At 66.8% G+C, this 18,496-nt stretch carries 10 protein-coding genes and 5 pseudogenes; 7 read left to right on the top strand and 8 right to left on the bottom strand.

The window, feature by feature from the left end; all coding sequences use genetic code 11:
• Positions 1 to 25: 25 nt before the first annotated feature.
• The 4 genes and pseudogenes from AC0KS4_RS01300 to AC0KS4_RS01285 all read right to left on the bottom strand — a co-directional run.
• Positions 26 to 2,488, bottom strand: coding sequence for a site-specific integrase (locus AC0KS4_RS01300; protein ID WP_007168441.1), 2,463 nt, complete (start codon positions 2,486 to 2,488; stop codon positions 26 to 28).
• Positions 2,485 to 3,639, bottom strand: coding sequence for a tyrosine-type recombinase/integrase (locus AC0KS4_RS01295; protein WP_007168440.1), 1,155 nt, complete (start codon positions 3,637 to 3,639; stop codon positions 2,485 to 2,487). Before AC0KS4_RS01295 ends, AC0KS4_RS01300 begins: the two co-directional genes overlap by 4 nt.
• A gap of 125 nt (positions 3,640 to 3,764) precedes the next feature.
• A complete protein-coding gene (locus AC0KS4_RS01290; protein WP_007168439.1) occupies positions 3,765 to 5,519 on the bottom strand; it encodes a tyrosine-type recombinase/integrase in 1,755 nt (584 codons plus the stop codon).
• A gap of 312 nt (positions 5,520 to 5,831) precedes the next feature.
• A pseudogene (locus AC0KS4_RS01285) lies at positions 5,832 to 6,332 on the bottom strand (tyrosine-type recombinase/integrase); the annotation flags it as partial.
• A gap of 135 nt (positions 6,333 to 6,467) precedes the next feature.
• Between AC0KS4_RS01285 and AC0KS4_RS01280 the strand changes: the two are divergent.
• The 3 genes from AC0KS4_RS01280 to AC0KS4_RS01270 are packed head-to-tail and all read left to right on the top strand — an operon-like array spanning position 6,468 to position 10,707.
• Entirely contained in the window at positions 6,468 to 7,634 is a 1,167-nt protein-coding gene (locus AC0KS4_RS01280; RefSeq protein WP_007168437.1) for a tyrosine-type recombinase/integrase, read from the top strand.
• Positions 7,631 to 10,120, top strand: a complete 2,490-nt coding sequence (locus tag AC0KS4_RS01275; RefSeq protein ID WP_007168436.1) for a tyrosine-type recombinase/integrase — start codon at positions 7,631 to 7,633, stop codon at positions 10,118 to 10,120. Before AC0KS4_RS01280 ends, AC0KS4_RS01275 begins: the two co-directional genes overlap by 4 nt.
• Positions 10,117 to 10,707 (top strand): hypothetical protein, encoded by a 591-nt coding sequence (locus tag AC0KS4_RS01270; protein ID WP_101930903.1) that lies wholly within the window; start codon positions 10,117 to 10,119, stop codon positions 10,705 to 10,707. Before AC0KS4_RS01275 ends, AC0KS4_RS01270 begins: the two co-directional genes overlap by 4 nt.
• A gap of 117 nt (positions 10,708 to 10,824) precedes the next feature.
• Here AC0KS4_RS01270 and AC0KS4_RS01265 read toward each other — a convergent pair.
• Positions 10,825 to 11,403 (bottom strand): annotated as a pseudogene (locus AC0KS4_RS01265) (tyrosine-type recombinase/integrase); the annotation flags it as partial.
• A gap of 155 nt (positions 11,404 to 11,558) precedes the next feature.
• Here AC0KS4_RS01265 and AC0KS4_RS01260 point away from each other — a divergent pair.
• From AC0KS4_RS01260 to AC0KS4_RS01245, 4 genes and pseudogenes are all read left to right on the top strand, one after another.
• A pseudogene (locus AC0KS4_RS01260) lies at positions 11,559 to 12,572 on the top strand (IS256 family transposase); the annotation flags it as partial.
• A 116-nt stretch (positions 12,573 to 12,688) separates the two neighbouring features.
• Positions 12,689 to 13,738, top strand: coding sequence for a tyrosine-type recombinase/integrase (locus AC0KS4_RS01255; protein ID WP_007172498.1), 1,050 nt, complete (start codon positions 12,689 to 12,691; stop codon positions 13,736 to 13,738).
• Positions 13,735 to 15,678, top strand: a complete 1,944-nt coding sequence (locus AC0KS4_RS01250; protein ID WP_007172497.1) for a tyrosine-type recombinase/integrase — start codon at positions 13,735 to 13,737, stop codon at positions 15,676 to 15,678. The genes AC0KS4_RS01255 and AC0KS4_RS01250 overlap by 4 nt, the downstream gene beginning before the upstream one ends.
• A gap of 46 nt (positions 15,679 to 15,724) precedes the next feature.
• Positions 15,725 to 15,943: pseudogene (locus AC0KS4_RS01245) on the top strand (transposase); the annotation flags it as partial.
• Here AC0KS4_RS01245 and AC0KS4_RS01240 read toward each other — a convergent pair.
• From AC0KS4_RS01240 to AC0KS4_RS01230, 3 genes and pseudogenes are all read right to left on the bottom strand, one after another.
• A pseudogene (locus tag AC0KS4_RS01240) lies at positions 15,873 to 16,827 on the bottom strand (IS256 family transposase). The pseudogenes AC0KS4_RS01245 and AC0KS4_RS01240 sit on opposite strands and share 71 nt — an antisense overlap.
• A 4-nt stretch (positions 16,828 to 16,831) precedes the next feature.
• Positions 16,832 to 17,215 (bottom strand): transposase, encoded by a 384-nt coding sequence (locus AC0KS4_RS01235; protein ID WP_057969888.1) that lies wholly within the window; start codon positions 17,213 to 17,215, stop codon positions 16,832 to 16,834.
• 42 nt (positions 17,216 to 17,257) lie between these two features.
• Positions 17,258 to 18,385 carry an integrase gene (locus tag AC0KS4_RS01230; protein WP_224112882.1) on the bottom strand — a complete coding sequence of 376 codons (1,128 nt, stop codon included), beginning with the start codon at positions 18,383 to 18,385 and terminating at the stop codon, positions 17,258 to 17,260.
• Between the last annotated feature and the right edge of the window lie 111 nt (positions 18,386 to 18,496).

The following is an 18,496-nucleotide window of genomic DNA, read 5'->3' as shown; positions in this document are numbered from 1 at the left end:
TTAGCTGGGGCACTTAGCGATCCGTTCATCGTGGCCGCGCATTTGTTGGTAGGGAGGGGGTTCCGAGGTCGACCGCGAGGCGACGGCTCGTGTCGATCTGAGTGAGTTTGTCTTTCACCCCGGCGAGGCTGACTTGGAGTCCCTCGACTTCGCCGAGCCAGCCGTGAAGTTTGGCCTCCTCGATTCGGTCCTCGAGGTTGCTGCGGATCTCTTCCAGGCGTGGTCGTTGCGCTGGGTCCGGCCGGAGAAGCGAACATCGGACGCAAGCGTGCTCGTGAAAACACGGCGTTCCAAACGCGCGGCCGCACGTCCCGACCGACACCTTGCGCTTCTCGAAGTGGGCGAGGAAGTCGTCCCACTCGTCCTCGGTCGGGGTCCGGTACTCCTCGCTGGGTCGGGTTGCCCGTCGGCGAGCGATGAACGCTCGGTGGGCTTCGATCGCTTCCATGGGGTAGACGGCTTTGTATCCCATGGTTGTGTCAATTGTCTTGTGCCCGCAGATGATTTGGGCGATGTGCGGTGGTAGCCCGCTCATGATTGCGTCGGTGACGAAGATCCTTCTGAAGTCGTGGGGCGAGAAAATCAGCGGTTCGCCGGTGGCGTCGGTGAGCCCGCTGGCGGCGAGTGCGTCGATGAGCAGTTTGCGGATCGCACTGGGTGTGAAGGGGCGGTGCTCGTTGCCGATGGCGCGTTGGAACAGCAGCGGCATCGGCGGGTTCCAGACTCGCTCTCGGGTGTCGTAGGACGGCACCAGGGGTATCGCACCGCTTGGTGCGCGGAGGCGGGTGATGATGGCGCTGAGCACGTCGGCGAGTTCGGGGCTGACGAGCAGCAGGCGTTCGGTGTCGGTCTTGGAGGGGGCGATCTGCAGCAGCGGCACCACTTCGCCGCTGGAGGGCAGGCGGTATTCGGTGATGCTGTGGTGGCTGAGTTCAAGCAGTTCCTCACAGCGGATGCCGGTCAGTCGCAATACTTCAATCGTCGCGAACGCCCAGAACGCCTCGTCGTCCTCGTAGGACAGGTTGCGCCGTTTGCCCGTGGCCGTGTCGTCGGCCCAGACGTGGCGGCCTATGGCTTTGGGGACGTGCGCTTTCCGTAATTTGGCGTCGGTGCCGGGGATCAGGGTTCCAGACACCGTCTGGTCAGCGGCCTGCAAGAACTGTTGTGCGGTGCGGCGGCGCTCGTTCGCGGTGCGCACCAGCACCGGCAGCACAGGCAGTCGTTCGCGGGTGCGCTGGTCCATCCGAGCCTTGCGGTGTTTGCGTTCCTTGGCTCGTCGGATCTCGGCGTCGCCAATCGGGCAGGGAGCCGCCCACCGGGCCCATCGGGCGGGATCGTCGACGGCCCATTGAGCGATGTCGAGGTAGAACGCTCGCACCCGGAGTAGTTCGTCTTTGGCGTTGAGTCGCGGGGTTGCGACCTCGATCTGCTCACCGGCGGCGTTGGTGATCGTTCGCTTCTTGGTGGCCAGGTCGTCCTTCCAGGTCCGGATGACGTCCTGGGGCAGCTGCAGGGTGTCGATGCCCGGTGCGATGGCTTCGATGCGGGCCCAGAACAGCCCGGCCAGGCTGCGGGAGATCGCGTCGATGCTGGCGAAGTCCAGCGACGGCTGACGTTCCCGCAGGTAGTCGACAAGCAGGTCGCGAATGGGTCGGCAACGCAACGGATATCGATCCACTAATTCTTCGATCGTGAGTCGCCCGGTGGCTTGCCCGAATGCGCGAATCGTGTGCGGCGCATCGTCGGGGAAGATGCCAATCGCACGCAGGCGTAGGTAGAAGTCGACCTTCTTTTGTCCGCCGCGAGCGTGTACCTGGCGCAGGGTGTCGACCAGTTCGACACAGTCGCCGACAGTGATGTCGGCGACACGTCCGCCCTTGCACGCGAGGATGGTCGCGATCCTGGTCGCCGCGACCCGCGCGTCGACGGCGGAGCTGGCCGGTTGGGTCTCGGCGAGTCGCCGCAGCTGGGCGAACCCTTGCGGGTCTCTGATGTGCGCCATCGCACCGGCCAGCCGGGCGTGGGTGCGGGTAAGCATCCACGGCACACCCGGACGGATGACGTCGCCGCAGATCAACACGAGCAGGCCCGAGGCCAGATCGTCGACGTCGTACGACGCGTCCTGACCGCGCTCCTGCAGCCACCTCAGTGAGAGCCCGGTCCAGGTCTTGCCGGGATGCTGCTCGACGCCACTGAGTTCCCAACGCTGTTGCCAGGTGTCGCCCGGAAACGTCGCCAGCCAGTCCAGCAGCTTGGTCACACCGCGTCGTCGACCCGCCTGGGTCCCCTTGACATCCGAGGTAAACAATCCGGAGGTCAGCCTGACCATGGTGTCCTGGGCGGTTCCGGCCGTGGCTGCCCCACAATGCTCGGGCTGACGGGCGGGGAACCGTTCGCGCAGCTGCTTGTTCCGCCCGCTGATCTGAGTCTTGGTCGCATTCGCCACGGCAAGTGGTTTGCGCGCAACGTGTTTGGCGATCGTGGTCACATCGACCTCCCGAACAGGACGCTCAGCGACTGCGGGTCGTAGCCCGGCGCCGGCGGCGGTGGAACCGGATCTTCGCGCCGCGCCGCTTGCCGCGCGTGGTGAGCCAGCACACTCGCTACGACCTCCTCTTTGGAGGGCGTCAAATACAACTCGGTGGTGGTCAAGTGGGCGTGGCCCATCACCCACTGCACGTCGCTCAACGTCATCTGCGGATCCCGCGCCATCCGCATCGCGGCGCTGTGCCGCAGGTCGTGCAACGTCCAATCCGAGCCCAGGCAGGCATTGGCCCGCTCGAACATCCTGTGCGCGGCGTGATAGGTCAGCGGACGGTGTGGTCGGCGTAGTGTCCACCACAGCGGCCGGGTCCGGCCACGCGGCAACTTGGCCTGCAGGTCTTGCTGATACAGGCGGAGCCACACAAATGCGTCCGCCGCCGCGGGCAGTTGCTGTATGGCGCGGGAACCCTTGCGCACCACGGTGATCAGTTGTTGGCCTGGGTCGACATCGCACTGGCGAACCCCCAGCAGCTCGGACGCGCGGGCTCCCGTTGAGATCCAGAATGCAACCATTGCTCGGTCCCGATTCGACGGCAGCGCGGTGAACAGCGTGTTGAACCGATCGTCGGGTATCGCCCGCGGAATCCGCTGCGGCATTTTGGGGCGATAGCGCCCTACACGGTCGTGCTTCCAGGCCTCCATCGGGTTGTGGTGGGCATTCGCCCGCTCCGACCGACGTGCGATATCGAGGGGAAACGGATTCAAGATCGGTCCGGCACCGAGGTCACGCTGGAAGTCGTAGAAGCCGCGTAGCACCGTCTCGCTGTGAGCGATCGTCGCCGGGGCATACCCGGGGCCGAGGGCGGCCTTGCCCGTTACGGGGTTCGGCGGCCCAACCGACTCCACGGTTGCAACCACTTGGTCCGACGATGGCCTTCTCCGGTGTTTGACCGTCAGCTGAATCCAACAGCTGAAATCGCGCGCTTCGATCCGCGTCGCGCGGCGCCAATCGACATCGACCGCGCCGAGGAATCTCCACCACCGCAGCAAGTCCATGCCGTAGGAACGCAGCGTCGCTGGAGAACGCCCAGCCGCGAGCAGCTCCCGTAGAAACGCGGCCACTGATTCCACGACGGCGCCCTCGGCGTCGATCAACCGGTAAGGCTCACCCAGATCGCCGGTTGAGGCGAGCTCCCCACAGCGAGAAACAACAAGACGGGCTACATCCCTGGTTTGTACTGGCTCTTGGTTCATGGCCGAAAGCTATCGGGGCCGGCGCATTACGCCGCGCCACGCCACGCGGCTGGGCCAGTTAGTTCAGTCAACGGTGCGTTGGCGTGCGGGCAGCTCTGCTGCACCGGCAGTCCGCAGTAGCCGTTGGGTAGGGCCTGGGTGGCTCGGCCGAGGCGCTGTTTGGCCCAGGCGGCCGCGGCGATCGGACCGGACGGGTCGAAAATGATTGTGGTGCGGTGGATGTCGACCTTGCGGGCCGCCTCCCACTGGCGGCGCACGGTGGTGTCGTGCAGGCGGGCGTAATGCCCGGTCATCTGCGCGGAGTCGTGGTCCAGGATGCGTCGCACGACCTCTTGTGGGACGTCGCGGTTGATCAGCCGGGTGCCCAGGGTGTGGCGCCACTGGTGCGGGGTTAGGTGCACCGGCTGGCCGTGCTCGTCACGGATGTCGCAGACGGACAGCCAGCGCAACAGCGCCATCCGGTAGGTGGGGCTGGCGATCGGGTGGGTGCCGTCAATGTTCTTCGTCGGCCGTGGGAACAACACCGGCGTGCCTGCCGGCCAACGCTGGGCGGTGCGGTTGCGATGTTCGGCGGTGAGCTCGCGCAACTGCACGTCGATGGGCACCAACGCGTCGCGTTTCATCTTGTGGTTGAGGTAGCGCAGATACGGAGCACCTTCGGCGTCGGCGACCACACAATCGCGGCGCAGCCGTAGCGCATCGGTGATCCGTAGCCCGCAACGCATCAAGATGATCGTGATCAACCGGTGGGCAGGATCGGTGAATCGGGCGAGGTTGTCGGGATCCTCGAGCTGAGCCATGACCTGTTCGGCCAGTGCCCGAGGCAACCGTTCGTCGCGTTTCGGGTAGTCCTCGGCGAAGAACATCGCGTCTGCGGGAAGGTCTGTGTCCCAACGGTGTTGGCGAACGGCGGCGAAGAACCGGTTGAGCAGCCCGATATGGGTCCCGCGACGTTGGGCACCGATGGAGTCGCCGCGCAGGTTGGCCAGATAGCGCTCCAGCACCGGCCGGTCGATCCGGTCGATGCTCTCGACGCCGATGTCGGCGAGGAACCCGGCGAAGCGGGTGAGCACAACGACCGGCCTGCCGCCGCCGGCTTCCAGGCCCAATCCGGTCGACAGCCGCCACCGGGCCCACCGCTTGGCCAGATCCCGCAGCCACGGCTGCGGAATACCGCCGAACCGCAGCGTGCGGTCTCCGTCGTAGCCGAGCCGGCGCATGCGCCAGACATCGCGCGGGTATTCGGCGTCCCAGCCGCCGGCTTCGGCCAGGTCGGCGATCACCCGGGATGCGTAGCTGAGGAACCCACGGGAGCGAGTGTCATTGATCGTCGACCGAGCCCAGTCGTGCCAGATGTCCTCGTCGTGGTTGAGCAGGGAGCCCACGCCTATTGCGGCCAGTGCCTTCACGACGCGCATGACCACGTCCGGGGTCAGCTTGCCCTGCCGATCGTCGTGACGGCGTTGCAGCACGTACTGCAGTTCCAGCTTCAGCTGACCGGTCAGCCGGTCGAGCCGGATCTGCTCGCTGGCCAGCGGGGTTTCGGCGGCGAAGCGGTCGGCGAACTCGTCAATGTCGGGTCTGCCGTTGACCCTTCCAGGTATTGGTGTGGGTTTGGCAGAACGCAGACGTGCCCTGCGGCCAGAGCTCGCAATGCGGGATGCGGCAGGTCGCGCCCGGCGCTGGCTGCTTGAACGGCTGTGGTTCGGCCAGCCATCCCGCCAGGCTGGGGCGCCCGGCTCGTTCCCATCGTTGCGCGTGCAGCCCGCACATGCCGCCACGGGCAGAGCCGTAACCGCAACCGGGCACCCGGCAGCGCTGGTTGGGTTGTCGCCGCCGCCACCGCGGATCGGTCGACACGGCGAACCGCTCCAGCGACGGACGCCCCTCTTCATGCCACCGTTGCCGATGTCCTTCACACAGGCCGCGTCCACGGGCGGTTCGCTCGCACCCCTCAACCCGGCACTCGGCTCCACCAAACACCGGATCCTCGGGCCCGAATTCCAGTACATTGCTGCGGAATTCGTTGCGGACCTCGGCCATCAGCTTGCCCAGCAGCCCCGACGGGCCGGCAGGCTTGAGCGACGGCGCCCTCACAGCCGCACCTGCCCATCGGTGAACCAACCGGCCTGTTCCATGACCCGCCGAGCGTCCTCCACGGTGAGGTGCCCATACGTCGTGGTCGTCGTCGCCACGTGCGCATGTCCGAGCAGATGCGCGACCACCTCGATGCTGACTCCGTCGCGCAGCAGCCGGGTTGCGGCCGTGTGTCGCAGCCAGTGCGGGTCGAAGTCGATCCCGGTCCGCCGGCGCAGCCGCCGCACCAGGTCATAGACCGCGGCGTAGGTCAGCGGATGCCCCTGCGGACGGCCCCACAGGTTGACGAACACATAGTCGCTGTCCAGATCGCCGTACTCAGTGTGAAGGTAGTCGGCGAACAATCGGATCAACGCGCTGCTGACCGGGATCGTGCGGACGGTCTGTGACTTGGCGCGCGCGCCATTGGCGTTGTCGCGTCGCCGCACCGTTACTTCATGCTCAGCGGAGGCGATGTCGTTGTGCCGCAAACCAAGTACCTCGCCGATCCGCATCCCTTCTCCGGGGTTTCCTGACCTGTTGCGGGACGTTGCTCGATCTACATGATCGGGCGGGTTGCTCGGCGTTTCTCCGGGGGTGTGGTGCTCGTGGCTGGTAGTTGTTTGTGACTGTCGGCCCGAAAGTGAGAGCCCATGCGAGTATTCCCGGTGAGTTTGCCGTCCGGGCAACGGTATTGGACGGTGCTGGATGAGGACCTGCAGGTGGTTGATGTCGCCGATGCGTATCTGCGGCATCTGCGGTTCGGCCACGACGCGGCCGAGTCCACGACGAAGGCGTATGCGCATTCGATCGCGTTGTTCCTGCGCTGGTGTGCCCGGTCGGGCCGGTCCTGGCAGGCCGGTGTGGAGGGTTTCGCGTTGTTCATGACGTGGCTGGCTCACGCCCGGTCATCGGTCGATGACGCCGCGAGCGTGGTGGTGGCCGGACCTGGCGCTGCTGCGGTGCGGGGCCCGTCGCGGATCAACGGGGTGCTGACCGCGGTGCGGGGCATGGTGGTGCACGCGGTGGCGACCGGCCACGGCGCGGCGGGGCTGGTGTCGATGCTGTATGAGGTCGCCGATGACCGGGACCTGCCGGCGGAGGCCCGCGGCGAGGACGGGCGGATGGCGTGGCGGATGCGGGCCCGGCATCGGCTGCGGGAACCGGAGACGACGATCGATCGGGCCAGCGACGAGCAGATCGTCGCGCTGCTGCGGGCGTGCCGGTCGGCGCGGGACCGATTGATCGTGTTGTTGATGGCGCGGGGCGGGTTGCGCCGCGGGGAGGTGTGCGGGCTGCGGCGCAGCGATGTGCACCTGCTGGTGGACTCGCGGCGGCTGGGCTGCGATGTCGAGCGCGCGCATCTGCATGTGGTGCGCCGAGACGACAACCCGAACCAGGCCTGGGCCAAGTCGCGGCGGGAGCGGGTGGTGCCGCTGGATTTCCTTGTGGTGCAACTGTTCGACGTCTACGAGTTCGAACGCATGCGTGTCACCGGCGCCGCCGACAGTGACTTCGTGTTCGTTAACCTGTTCCGCGGCAGGATCGGTGCGCCGATGCGGCCGGATGCGATCGGCGAGTTGATGGCCGCGGCGTCCCGGCGGGCCGGACTCGACGTCGCGGTGCGGCCCCACCAGTTGCGACATGCCTTCGGCAGCAACGTTGTTGATGCCGGGGCCGGGATCGATGTGGTCGCCGACCTGATGGGCCACGCCGCGGTGTCCTCGTCGCAGGTTTACCTGCATCCGGACTCCTCCCGGCTGCGGGCCGCCGTGGATGCGGTGCCCAGTCCCCGCGAGCAGGCCCAGGTGACCCGGTGACCGCCGTGGGGCTGGCTGAAAGAATCGCGGTCGAGCAGGACTGCGGCGAGTCCCCGCACGTGTTGGACGGGGTCGTGGTGATCGGCACGGCCGCGCGGCTGGCGAGGATGCTCGACCGCAGGTTCTTGGACGAGGCGGGGTGGGATCCGCGGACCAGGGTGTTGTCGTTGCTCGCGGAGCATCGATTGTTGGGCCGGACGGTGTGCCGGGCCGAGGGATGCCAGAACACCGTGCAATCCGGTCTCACGGTGTGTCATCGGTGCTGCACGCGCCTGACTCGGCGGGGAATGAACACGGCCGAGATCGCCGCTGCCGCATGCCTGCCCGCCGAACCCGCGTCCGCGACGCGGTGCGCGGTGCCGGGATGCCGGTGTGTGCCGACGGTGCGGCACGCGGTGTTGTGCGAGCCGCACGCCAAGAAGTTCCGCCTGCGGCGACCGCCGGTGTCGATGCAGCAGTTCCTGGCCGACCCGCGAGTGCGGCCGTTGCCGCCGATGCCCGCGTGCGCGGTGGCCGCGTGCACCCGGCCCGCCGACAGCGCGCGCGGCTACTGCAACACCCACTACCAGCGCTGGCGTAGCGCGCTCGGTACCAACCCTGAGTTCGATTCGCATCGGTGGCAAGCCCAGGAATCGGGTGTGGCCGAGTGCGGGCGGGTGAACCTGCGCGCGCTGCCGGTGCTGGTGGTGGTCGAGGTGCTGTTCGGCGTTCAGCAGCGCGTCCGGGGCGGGGCGAAGATCACCGAGGTAGAGCTGCGGGTGCTCTGCGACGGGCTGCGCCGGCGACAGGCCGCCTCGATCACCACCGACCGGGCCGAGATCACCCGCAACAAGTCCGTGCGGTCGCTGCGGAGCGCCCTGACCCAGCACGTCCGGCGGGCTCTGGCCGATCCCGGCAGCGAACAGGCAAAGGACACATGGGATCTCGCGGTCTTCGGCCATCGCGGGTCTTTGTCGTTCACCGGGATCGGCCAGGCCTGGCTGGCCCAGTCCGTCAAGCGGTGGGCAGCAGAACAACTCCCGCGCCACCGAGGTCGCGGCGCCGCGAGAGTGCGCGGCAAGATCAACGCGCTGCGGCTGCTGTCGGAGTTCCTCGGCCGCAGACCCGATGGTGGACTCGTCGCTTCGGCGTTGGGCCGCAGCGACATCGAGGATTTCCTCAACCGACTCGCTTATCTGGAGTCCGTCGGCGAGATCAGCCGATACCGGCGCAACGGCATCTGCCGTGACATGCGCGAGGTGCTGGCCGGGATCCGCGCCCTCGGCCTGACCCGGCCGGGGCAGACAGCCGCCGGACTGGCCGGCGATTTCGCCATCGAGCGCGGCGATATCCCCGCCGAACCCGAACGCGGCGAACCCGGCCGCGACCTGCCACCGGAGGTCCTGGCCATCCTGTGCGCCCACCTCGATGCCCTCGAACCCGTCGAGGTGCGGGTCGCCACCCAGATCGGCATCGACACCGGGCGCCGGCCCGAGGACATTCTCGCCTTGCCGTTGAACTGCCTGCACCGCGACAAGGACGGATCGGCGGTGCTGGTTTACGACAACGCCAAGGCCAACCGTCTCGGACGGCGTGTGCCGATCGGCGAAGCTACCGCGAAAGTCATTGCCGCTCAGCAGGACCGGGTGCGGGCGATGTTTCCTCACACCCCGCCCGCAGAACTGACACTGCTGCCCACACCACGCCGCAACCCCGAGGGGCGAAAGCCGATCAGCATCGATACGCTCGACAACCGGCACCGCGAGTGGATCTCGACCCTGCCCGTGTTGCGCACCCGCGACGGGGTCGAGGTCGACAAGACCAAGGTCACGCCCTATGCCTATCGGCATTGTTATGCCCAACGTCACGCGGATGCCGGGGTGCCGATCGACGTTCTGGCCGAATTGCTCGATCACCGTAGCTATTCCATGACCCGGCGCTACTACCGCATCGGCGAGGACCGTCGCCGCGACGCCGTCGACACCGTCACCGCGCTCAGTTTCGACCGGCACGGCAACCGGATCTGGCGTGACGCGCGCATGCTGCTGGAATCCGAACGCGCCCGCCACGCCGTCGGCGAGGTCGCCGTCCCCTACGGCACCTGCACCGAACCCACCAACGTCAAGGCCGGCGGCGGGGCCTGCCCGGTCCGGTTCCGCTGCGTGGGCTGCGATCACTTCCGCACCAACATCGCGTTCCTGCCCGACCTGCAGGCCTACCTCGATGATCTGCTACGCACCCGGGAACGGCTGGCCGCCACCATCGACGGGGTCGATGACTGGGCCCGCGCCGATGCCACCCCCACCGACGAGGAGATCACCCGCATCCGGCGGCTGATCAACCGCATCAAAGCAGACGTCGCCGACCTCAACGAGACCGAGCAAGCCCGCATCGACGACGCGATCGCTATCGTGCGCCGTCACCGCGCGGCCCACACCGTCCCGCTGGGCATGCCCAGCCTCACCCCACCCGCACCGACAACCATCGCCTCGGAGGCCACCGCATGACCACCACCGCTACCACGTCGAATCACACACCCGCACAATCCGTCTCGTCGACAACACGCACCCGATCGATGCTTGACGGCCGGCGCGACGACTCGATGCGCCGACGCCGGCGCGTGCTGGCCGCGATCGACCAAGCCGCCGCCGCCGGCGACCGGCTCAGCGCCACCGCGATCGCCCGCGCCGCCGCCGTTGACCGCACATTCCTCTACCGACACCCCGACCTGCTCGAGAAAATCCATGCGCTGCAAGCAGATCCAGTCCCGAGTGAGCACACCGGCCCTGGGGTCACCCGAGCCTCACTGCAGGCCGATCTGCTCGCTGCCCACGAACGCGCCGCCCGGCTCGGCGCGCGCATCCAGCAGCTGGAGAAGCGGCTGTCCGAAGCGCTCGGTGAACAGACGTGGCGCGAGTCCGGGCTCGGCGCCCGCACCGATATCGACGCCCTCCACCAGCGCATCAGCCAGCTCGAGCAGCACAACCTCGACCTTAAGCAACAACTCGACGAACGCGAGGAAGACCTCGCCGCAGCCCGGGCGGCCAACCGCGAACTCATGGCCCGACTCAACACACCAACCCGGCTGCGATGACACGCGCGAGTCTGCTTGCACCACACCTGTTGCGGTGGATAGCATCTCCGACATCAGCTTCTGAGCTGCACAAACTCAGAGAATCACGCTGGCGCACGGGGGCCGAGCCCTGGAGAACATCCCGGTGTCGTAGAGCACGGCGAAGAGCAATCGGTCCCGCAACCGGCCGCAGCCGTCCAGGATCGCCTGCACCTCGTCCGGCGACAGCACCCGCGGCAGCTTCTTCGGCGTCTTCAACGCGATCACCCGCCTCGACCTCGGCGTGCCCTTGCTGATGTGGTGCAGGAACGGCTTCCAACCGCCGCGCGCGCCGCCGACCTGCCACGAGGTCAGCAGCTCACCGACATCCACCCCATCTCGTGCAGCGTGGGTGTAAAACGCCCCGACGGCCGAAAGTTTGCGGTTTACAGTCGATTCCGTGCAATGATGCGGCACCGACGGCAACACCGCGACCTGCCCATGCCGGGCCTGCAGCGGAAGCCGCAGCCAGGCCACGAACTCACCGAGATCGTCGAGCCGAACGCCCCGCCAGTCCAGACCACGCTCGGCGAGAAAACCGAACCAGTCCTTGAGATCGTGCGCGTATGCCTTGACCGTGTTCGGTGATCGCTCGATGTCGGTCAGATACGCCAGATACCGGTCGACCGGCGCTACCGGAGCATCGTCGTCGCCGAGAACGGTCCACGACTCACGCAACGAGACCGGCGAGATAACTCGTGCAATCTGAGTTGCGTCCAGCAGAGTGGTGTACGAGCCGGTGATGACCGGCGTGTCGTAGCCGGATGAATGAAGGTCATCGCGTGATTCTTCGAGGGACCGACCAAAGTCACTCGAGCAAAGGAATCAACGCGATGACCATTGCCCACGATATCGACCTGTCTGCCGTGCTGGCCGAACGACTCACCACCACGCACCCTGATGTGCTGCGCGAGTTGTTGGCCGCCTTCATTCACGCCCTGATGGGCGCCGAAGCCGACGCGGTGTGCGGTGCCGGCTACGGCCAGCGCAGCAGCGAGCGCACCAATTCCCGCAACGGGTATCGGCACCGCGAGTTTGACACCCGCGCAGGCACATTGGATCTGGCGATTCCCAAGCTAAGGCAAGGTTCGTACTTCCCGGACTGGCTGCTGGAACGGCGCAAACGCGCCGAGCGGGCCCTGACCACGGTGGTGGCTACCTGCTACCTGCTGGGCGTTTCGACGCGGCGGATGGACAAACTCGTCGAGACTCTGGGCATCACCAGCTTGTCGAAGTCCCAGGTCAGCGTGATGGCCAAAGAGCTCGACGCCGCGGTCGAGGCGTTCCGGACCCGGCCACTGGATGCAGGCCCGTACACGTTCATGGCTGCTGACGCCCTGGTGCTCAAGGTTCGCGAAGCAGGCCGGGTGGTCAACGTGCACGCGCTGATCGCCACCGGGGTCAACGCCGAGGGCTACCGCGAAATCCTGGGCATCGACGTCACCACCGCCGAGGACGGGGCCGGCTGGCTGACCTTCCTGCGGTCGCTGACCGCCCGCGGCCTATCAGGGGTCCGTCTGGTCACTTCCGACGCCCACGCCGGTCTGGTGGCCGCGATCGGCGCCACCCTGCCTGGGGCATCGTGGCAACGGTGTCGCACCCACTACGCCACCAACCTGATGGCCATCACTCCGAAATCATCGTGGCCGTGGGTACGCACACTACTGCATTCGGTCTTCGATCAACCTGACGCCGGTTCCGTTGCAGCCCAATATGACCGCATCATCGACGCACTGGCCGACAAGCTCCCCAAGGTCGCCGACCACCTCGAAGACGCCCGCGCCGACCTGCTCGCCTTCACCGCCTTCCCCAAACAAATTTGGCGGCAGATCTGGTCCAACAACCCACTATCCGTTAACCGGCTCTCCGGGGACACGGTTCGGGCTGCAGCGTGAGGTTCACGCACAAGCGCTGAGCACGGATGGATGCTGTCTGCATCTCGGTGGGGGAAGGCGGAGCGGCGATGCGGGTACTCAAGAGCGACAGCGGATATGTCCTGGAGGGCGACTGGGACGGGCAGGACGCGGTGAACGCGTTTCTCAACCATTTGGCGGGACGGGGGTTCAGCGCGGCCACGGTGCGGGCCTACGCATTCGACGTCGCCAATTTGAGCCGGTTCCTCGTCCAGCAAGCGGTCGGGCTCGCCGCGGTCGATGCGCCGTTGGTGTTCGACTGGATCGACTGGCAAGGCGTCCGCCGAACGGACCAGCCCACCGGCGGTCACCGCTCGTCGACCCCGCCGGCAGCTTCGACGGTGAACCGCCGGGTCGCGGCAGTGCGCGCGTTATTCGAGTATCTGGTGATGACCGGTGTCTGCACCGACAATCCGGTGCCGTCGCCGCGGCGGGGACAGGGGCTGCGCCAGTCGCAGCGGGGGTTGCTCGGTCATCTGGGTCCCGGGCGTGCACGCAGTGGCGGTAGGTTGGTGCGTCAGCCGCAGCGTCTTCCGGAATCGTTGTCCACCAACGATGTCGACGCGTTCCTGGCGACACTGGCAACGCACCGGGACCGGGCGATGGTGCTGGTGATGCTACTCGGAGGGCTGCGTTCGGCCGAGGCGCGTGGCCTGCTGCTCGCCGACGTCGATATGGGCCGGCGCCGGCTTCGGGTGATCGGCAAGGGCGGCAAGGAACGTCATGTCCCGGTCGATGCGGCGTTCTTCACCGAGCTCGCCGCCTACCTGCGATGGGAGCGGCCGCCGGGGTTGGCGACGCCGCAGTGCTTCGTAGTGCTGCGCGGCCCGACGACCGGTGCACCGGTCAGCGAGGCCGGGCTGCGCAGCCTGTTCCGTCGGCACCGGGAGACCTCTGGCGCCACAAGAGTCCGCCCGCACCGTTTACGGCATACCTACGGCACCGAATTGTCGGCGGCCGGAATCGATCTGCTGGCGTTGCGGGCGTTGATGGGGCATGTCTCGCCGGAGACCACGGCCCGCTACGTGCATTTGTCGATCGAGCAGCTCGCCGCCGAATACGGTGCTGCTCGTGCGACGTTGGCCGGAGCCCGGCAGTGACCACGGTGTTGGTCGGCCAACCCGTAGGCGCCGACGAGGTGGTGGCGGATTATCTCGACCACGTCGCCACCCTGGGTTTGAGCGGGCGGGCGGTACGCGACCGGATTCGGATCGCTCGCGACTTCACCGCACGCCACCGCGACCTGCACGCCTGGATGACGCTGCCGGCAGCCGAGCGGATCGCCGAGATACGGGACACCGGGGCGTGGCCGCTGATCTGTCACACGATCGGCACCGGCCGGTTACGGCTGGACGTCGAGCTGGCCGCGGTCAAACAGTTGACCGGGCTGGGCCGCGCAGTGGAGGACCGGGATCCGAGCGGATTCGCCGCGTTGCGGAATGCGGGAATTCGGTTGGGCTGGAGGAGTTCCTGGGTCGAGACGGTCCTCGGCGAATGTCTGGCGGTAGTGCTGGCACACCACGGCGGAATGGTCGCCGACCTGACCGGCGACGCGCTCGACGACTTCGACGCCGCGCTGTCACGTACCGTGGTGCCGCCATCGTCGCGGCGGGCATACAGGGGGCGGCTGGCCAGCCTGCGGCAGCTGTTGTTCGAGACCGCGGTCATCGACACCGCGCCGAAACGCCGGCGGTGGGCCCGTAGCCTCGAGCAGCGCTTCACCGAGGTGGAGATGCCCGACCCGATCCGTCAGACGTTGCTGCGCTACATCGGCGTGCGCGCGGCGGTGCTGCGGCCCAAATCGGTCGAGTCGCTGATCAACGACCTGCTGCCCTTCGCCGAATACCTCACCGCTCACCATCCCGACGTCATCAGCCTGCGTGAACTCGACCGGAGCTGCATCGAGGGCTACCTGAAATGGAATCGCACCCGGGGCTGGCGTGGTCAGCGCGCCGCCGCGGGCGCCGGGCGCACCGTCTCGGCCGCGGTGGCCCAGTCGGCAGTGCTCAGTCTGCGCAACCTGCTCGACGACATCACCGCCTGGGGCTGGGCGCAGGCCCCACCACGGCGGTTGGTATTCGCCGCCGACGTCCCCAAACTCGACCAGCCGTTGCCACGCGCGCTAGCACCCGATGTGGACGCGGCAGTGATGAACGCCGTTGCCCACCTGCAGGATCCGTTCGCCCGCATCGGCCTGACCGTGCTGCGTGGTGCCGGCCTGCGGGCGGGGGAACTGCTCGACCTCGAACTGGGCAGCATCATCGACTACGGACCGGCCGGAACCTGGCTGAAGGTGCCACTGGGCAAGCTCGCCACCGAACGCATGGTCCCGCTCTCCGCCGCGACCCTCGCCGCGCTCGACGAGTGGGTCGCCCTCCGCGGCACGCACCGGCCGCTGCCGCACCCACGCACCGGCGTGCTCACCGACTTTCTGTTCACCCGGCACGGACGCCGCCTGGGCTACACCCGGCTGCGCAACGGGCTGCTCACCGCCGCTGAATCCGCCGGGTTGCACCGTCCCGACGGCGGCGTCCTGATGGTCACTCCACATCAGTTGCGCCACACCTGGGCCACCGAACTCGCCAACGCCGGGATGAGTCTGCAGGCCTTGATGTCCTTACTCGGGCACGTCACTCCACAAATGACGATCCGCTACGCCACCCTGGCCTCGCCCACCCTGCGCGCGGCCTACGACGAAGCGATGGGCAAGATGCGCCGCCAGTTCACCCTCACCCCGGTCGGCAAACCGATCCTGCCCGACAAGGTCGGCTGGCTGCACAGTGAAATGCTGAAAACCCGCGTTGCACACGGATACTGCGCTCGCCACGAATCCGCGGGCGCGTGCCCTTATGCCAACATCTGCGAAACCTGCGACAACTACGTCACCGCCCCCGAATTCCGCGACACGCTCACCGACCAACTCGCCGACGTCCAGGCCCTCAGAACCGACGCCGAGTGCCGCGGCTGGACCGACGAAGCCGCCCGCCACGACCGCGTCGCCCACGCCCTTACCGACCACCTCCAGCGCCTCGATCGATGAACATCCCACCCCGACGGGTTGACCCGCCCCCGAGGGCCGGATAAAAGAACGACTCAACAAGGAAATCCGCCGGCGCACCGACGTCGTCGGAATCTTCCCCGACCGCAACGCCCTAATCCGCCTCGTCGGCGCGGTGCTGGCCGAACAACACGACGAATGGGCCGAATCCCGCCGCTACCTCGGCCTCGACGTCCTCAGCAAATCCCGCGCCGACCACACGCCATCAACAGAACAGGAGGACACCCCGGCGGCACTGACCGCCTAAACCACCAAGTCGAAGAATCACACGACGACGTCGTACACCACGTCCCTGGACTTGACCGCAATCTGCATCGTCCCTCCGCAGGTTCTTGCCTCCTGGACGACTGCAGATAATCACGTCCACCACGCAGAACCTGGGATCTGAACGCCTCGTGTCGGACATCAAGGACACCGCCCGGAGGACTCCAGATAACAATTGCGTTGGTGCTACACAGAACCCGCCGAATCTCGGTGTCGTAATCCAGGAACGGGATGAACTCATTCCAACACGACTGCCACAGTCGGATCAGGGCCGGATATCGGCTGCCCCAGCGGTCGGCGAGCGCCTCGAGCGCCGCTTCTGCGGCCGCCGCTGTCGGGGCGGTGTAGATCGGTTTGAGATCGCGGCGCAGGGCGTCCCAGTGCTGGCGCGGTACGTAGCGGAAGCTGTTGCGGATCAGATGCACGGTGCAGGCCTGCACGATGGTGGCCGGCCACACCTCACCGACAACGTCGGGCAGCCCCTTAAGTCCGTCGCAGATCAAGAAGAACGTGTCGGTGACGCCTCTGTTGCGCAGGTCGGTCAATACGGCGAACCAGAACTTGGCTGATTCCCCGGCGCCGTCGCCGGCCCACAGTCCGAGCACGTCCTTGTGCCCGGCCAGATCGACCCCGATCGCGGCGTAGAACGGTCGGTTGGCGACCTGACCGTCGCGCACTTTCACGCTCAGCGCGTCGATGAAGATTGCGGCGTAGACGGAGCGGCCGCGCGGTCCACTCCGCCATGTCGGCCAGGACCTTGTCGGTGATCCTGCTGATGGTGTCCGGGGAGATCTTGGCGTCGTAGAGCTCGTCGAAGTGGGCGGCGATCTCCCCGGTGGTCAATCCCTTGGCATACAACGACAACACGATCTCATCGACCCGGGTCAACCGGTGTTGATGCTTTCTTGACGATCTGGGGCTCGAAGCTGCCGCCGCGGTCGCGGGGCACGGCGATCTCGACCGGTCCGACCGTGTCGGTCAACACGGTTTTGGTGCGGGTGCCGTTGCGTGAATTCGGCGCCCCCCGCCCGGCCGGATCGTGCTTGTCATAGCCGAGGTGATCGGCGAGCTCCTCTTCCAGCGCGGTCTCGACCACCGTCTTGGTCAGCGCCTTAAGCACCCCGTCAGCGGTATCGGCGAACGACACCCCGCGGGCCTGGGCCGCCCGCACCAGCTCGCGGGCCGTCGCCAGCTCCTCCGGTGTCGGAGAGCTGACCATCACTTCATCATCGTGGACATCGGCTGTTGCTGTCACAGCCCTCATCGTTTCGGTCATCGTGGACCTTCCCCGCCAGGCTCACACCCGGCGTGTCGGGCCACTTACACCGAATTTCGGATACTCCCTCGCGGTGGTGTAGCGCCGCGCGGTGTTGTGGGAGATGCCGAAAACGAGAGAGACAGATGCAGCAGGTCGGGGCCTGCGGTCAGCGCTTCGTGAAGGATTCGGTCGGCACGGATGCGTTCGATCGTGAACCCATTGTCGCTCAACGATTGTTTCACCGATGTTTGACTCACCGGCGTTGTGCGCAATGCAGTTTTCGTCGTGAGTAGAACGTGCCGGTTCGGAGTGTGGGGCCATCTGTCCCGGCGGTGGTCGAGCCATGTGATCAGCGCTCTGTGGGTGAGCTCGCCGAGCCGTTGGTTGTCCAGCAAGGGTGATCCGCCGGTTCGGCAGGTCAATGTCGTCGAGCACCAGTTTGCGTATAACGCTTGTGCGGCAGGCATGTTCGACGCTCAATGCCACAACTAGGCGTGCACGCGGTTCGCTCGCGAGCTGTTCGATCGAGCGCACCTCATCATCGGTGATGGGCACGAGGTCTTGGTCTACTGGTTGGCTCTTCAAACCCGCTGTTGGGTTGCTGAAGACCAGACCATTCTTCTTGGCGTGCCGGAACAGCGACCGCAGCGCCTTGATCAGATTGTGGCACTGGTTTCCCTGAAACGGCCGCAGCGTCGCGTCGACGTCGGCCCTGGTGACCTCCCTGAGATGGTCGTAGGAGGTGGACCAGTGCGCGAGAAGGGGCCTGACCGCGCCGAAGTAGCTGTAGAGGGTCCTGGGCGATCGTGGGCGAGCACGTGCGCCGCCGACCAACAGGGTAAGGAGCCAGTGGTGCGACGGCTCGGCGAACCCTGGCGGAAGTTCCGCGGTGACGCGGTCGATCCAGGCACGGATCGGAGGTTCGGTGTCGTCTGTCAGCAGGTCGAAGTGGGAGAGGATTTCGACAAGCCTGCGACGGGACGCGAGCCGATGCGGCCGTGTTCGAACCTCTTTGAGCGGCACGCGATCACCGGGGGGCCGACCGGCCAGAAGGGTGACCAGGGCGTCGAGGCATCGGTTTGTGGTCTCACCGCACCAATCGTGGGCGGCAGCGCGTTCCCGGGCGTATACCGCAGCGGCCACGAGCACGGGGTCGTCGGATTCCAAGGCTGGATGCCGCCGGGGCGGGCGAGCAGGCAGTCCCGCCTTTCCGCGATAGTAGTGCGCTTTTTTTGAACAGCTTCTGCCGCAGTATTTTTGGTCGCGGCGACCGTTGGC

It is taken from the genome of Mycobacterium sp. NTMscope_MAC_12, assembly GCF_976985675.1.
Note: the sequence above shows the minus strand (reverse complement) of the source record. Positions and strands in the feature narration are given on the sequence as shown.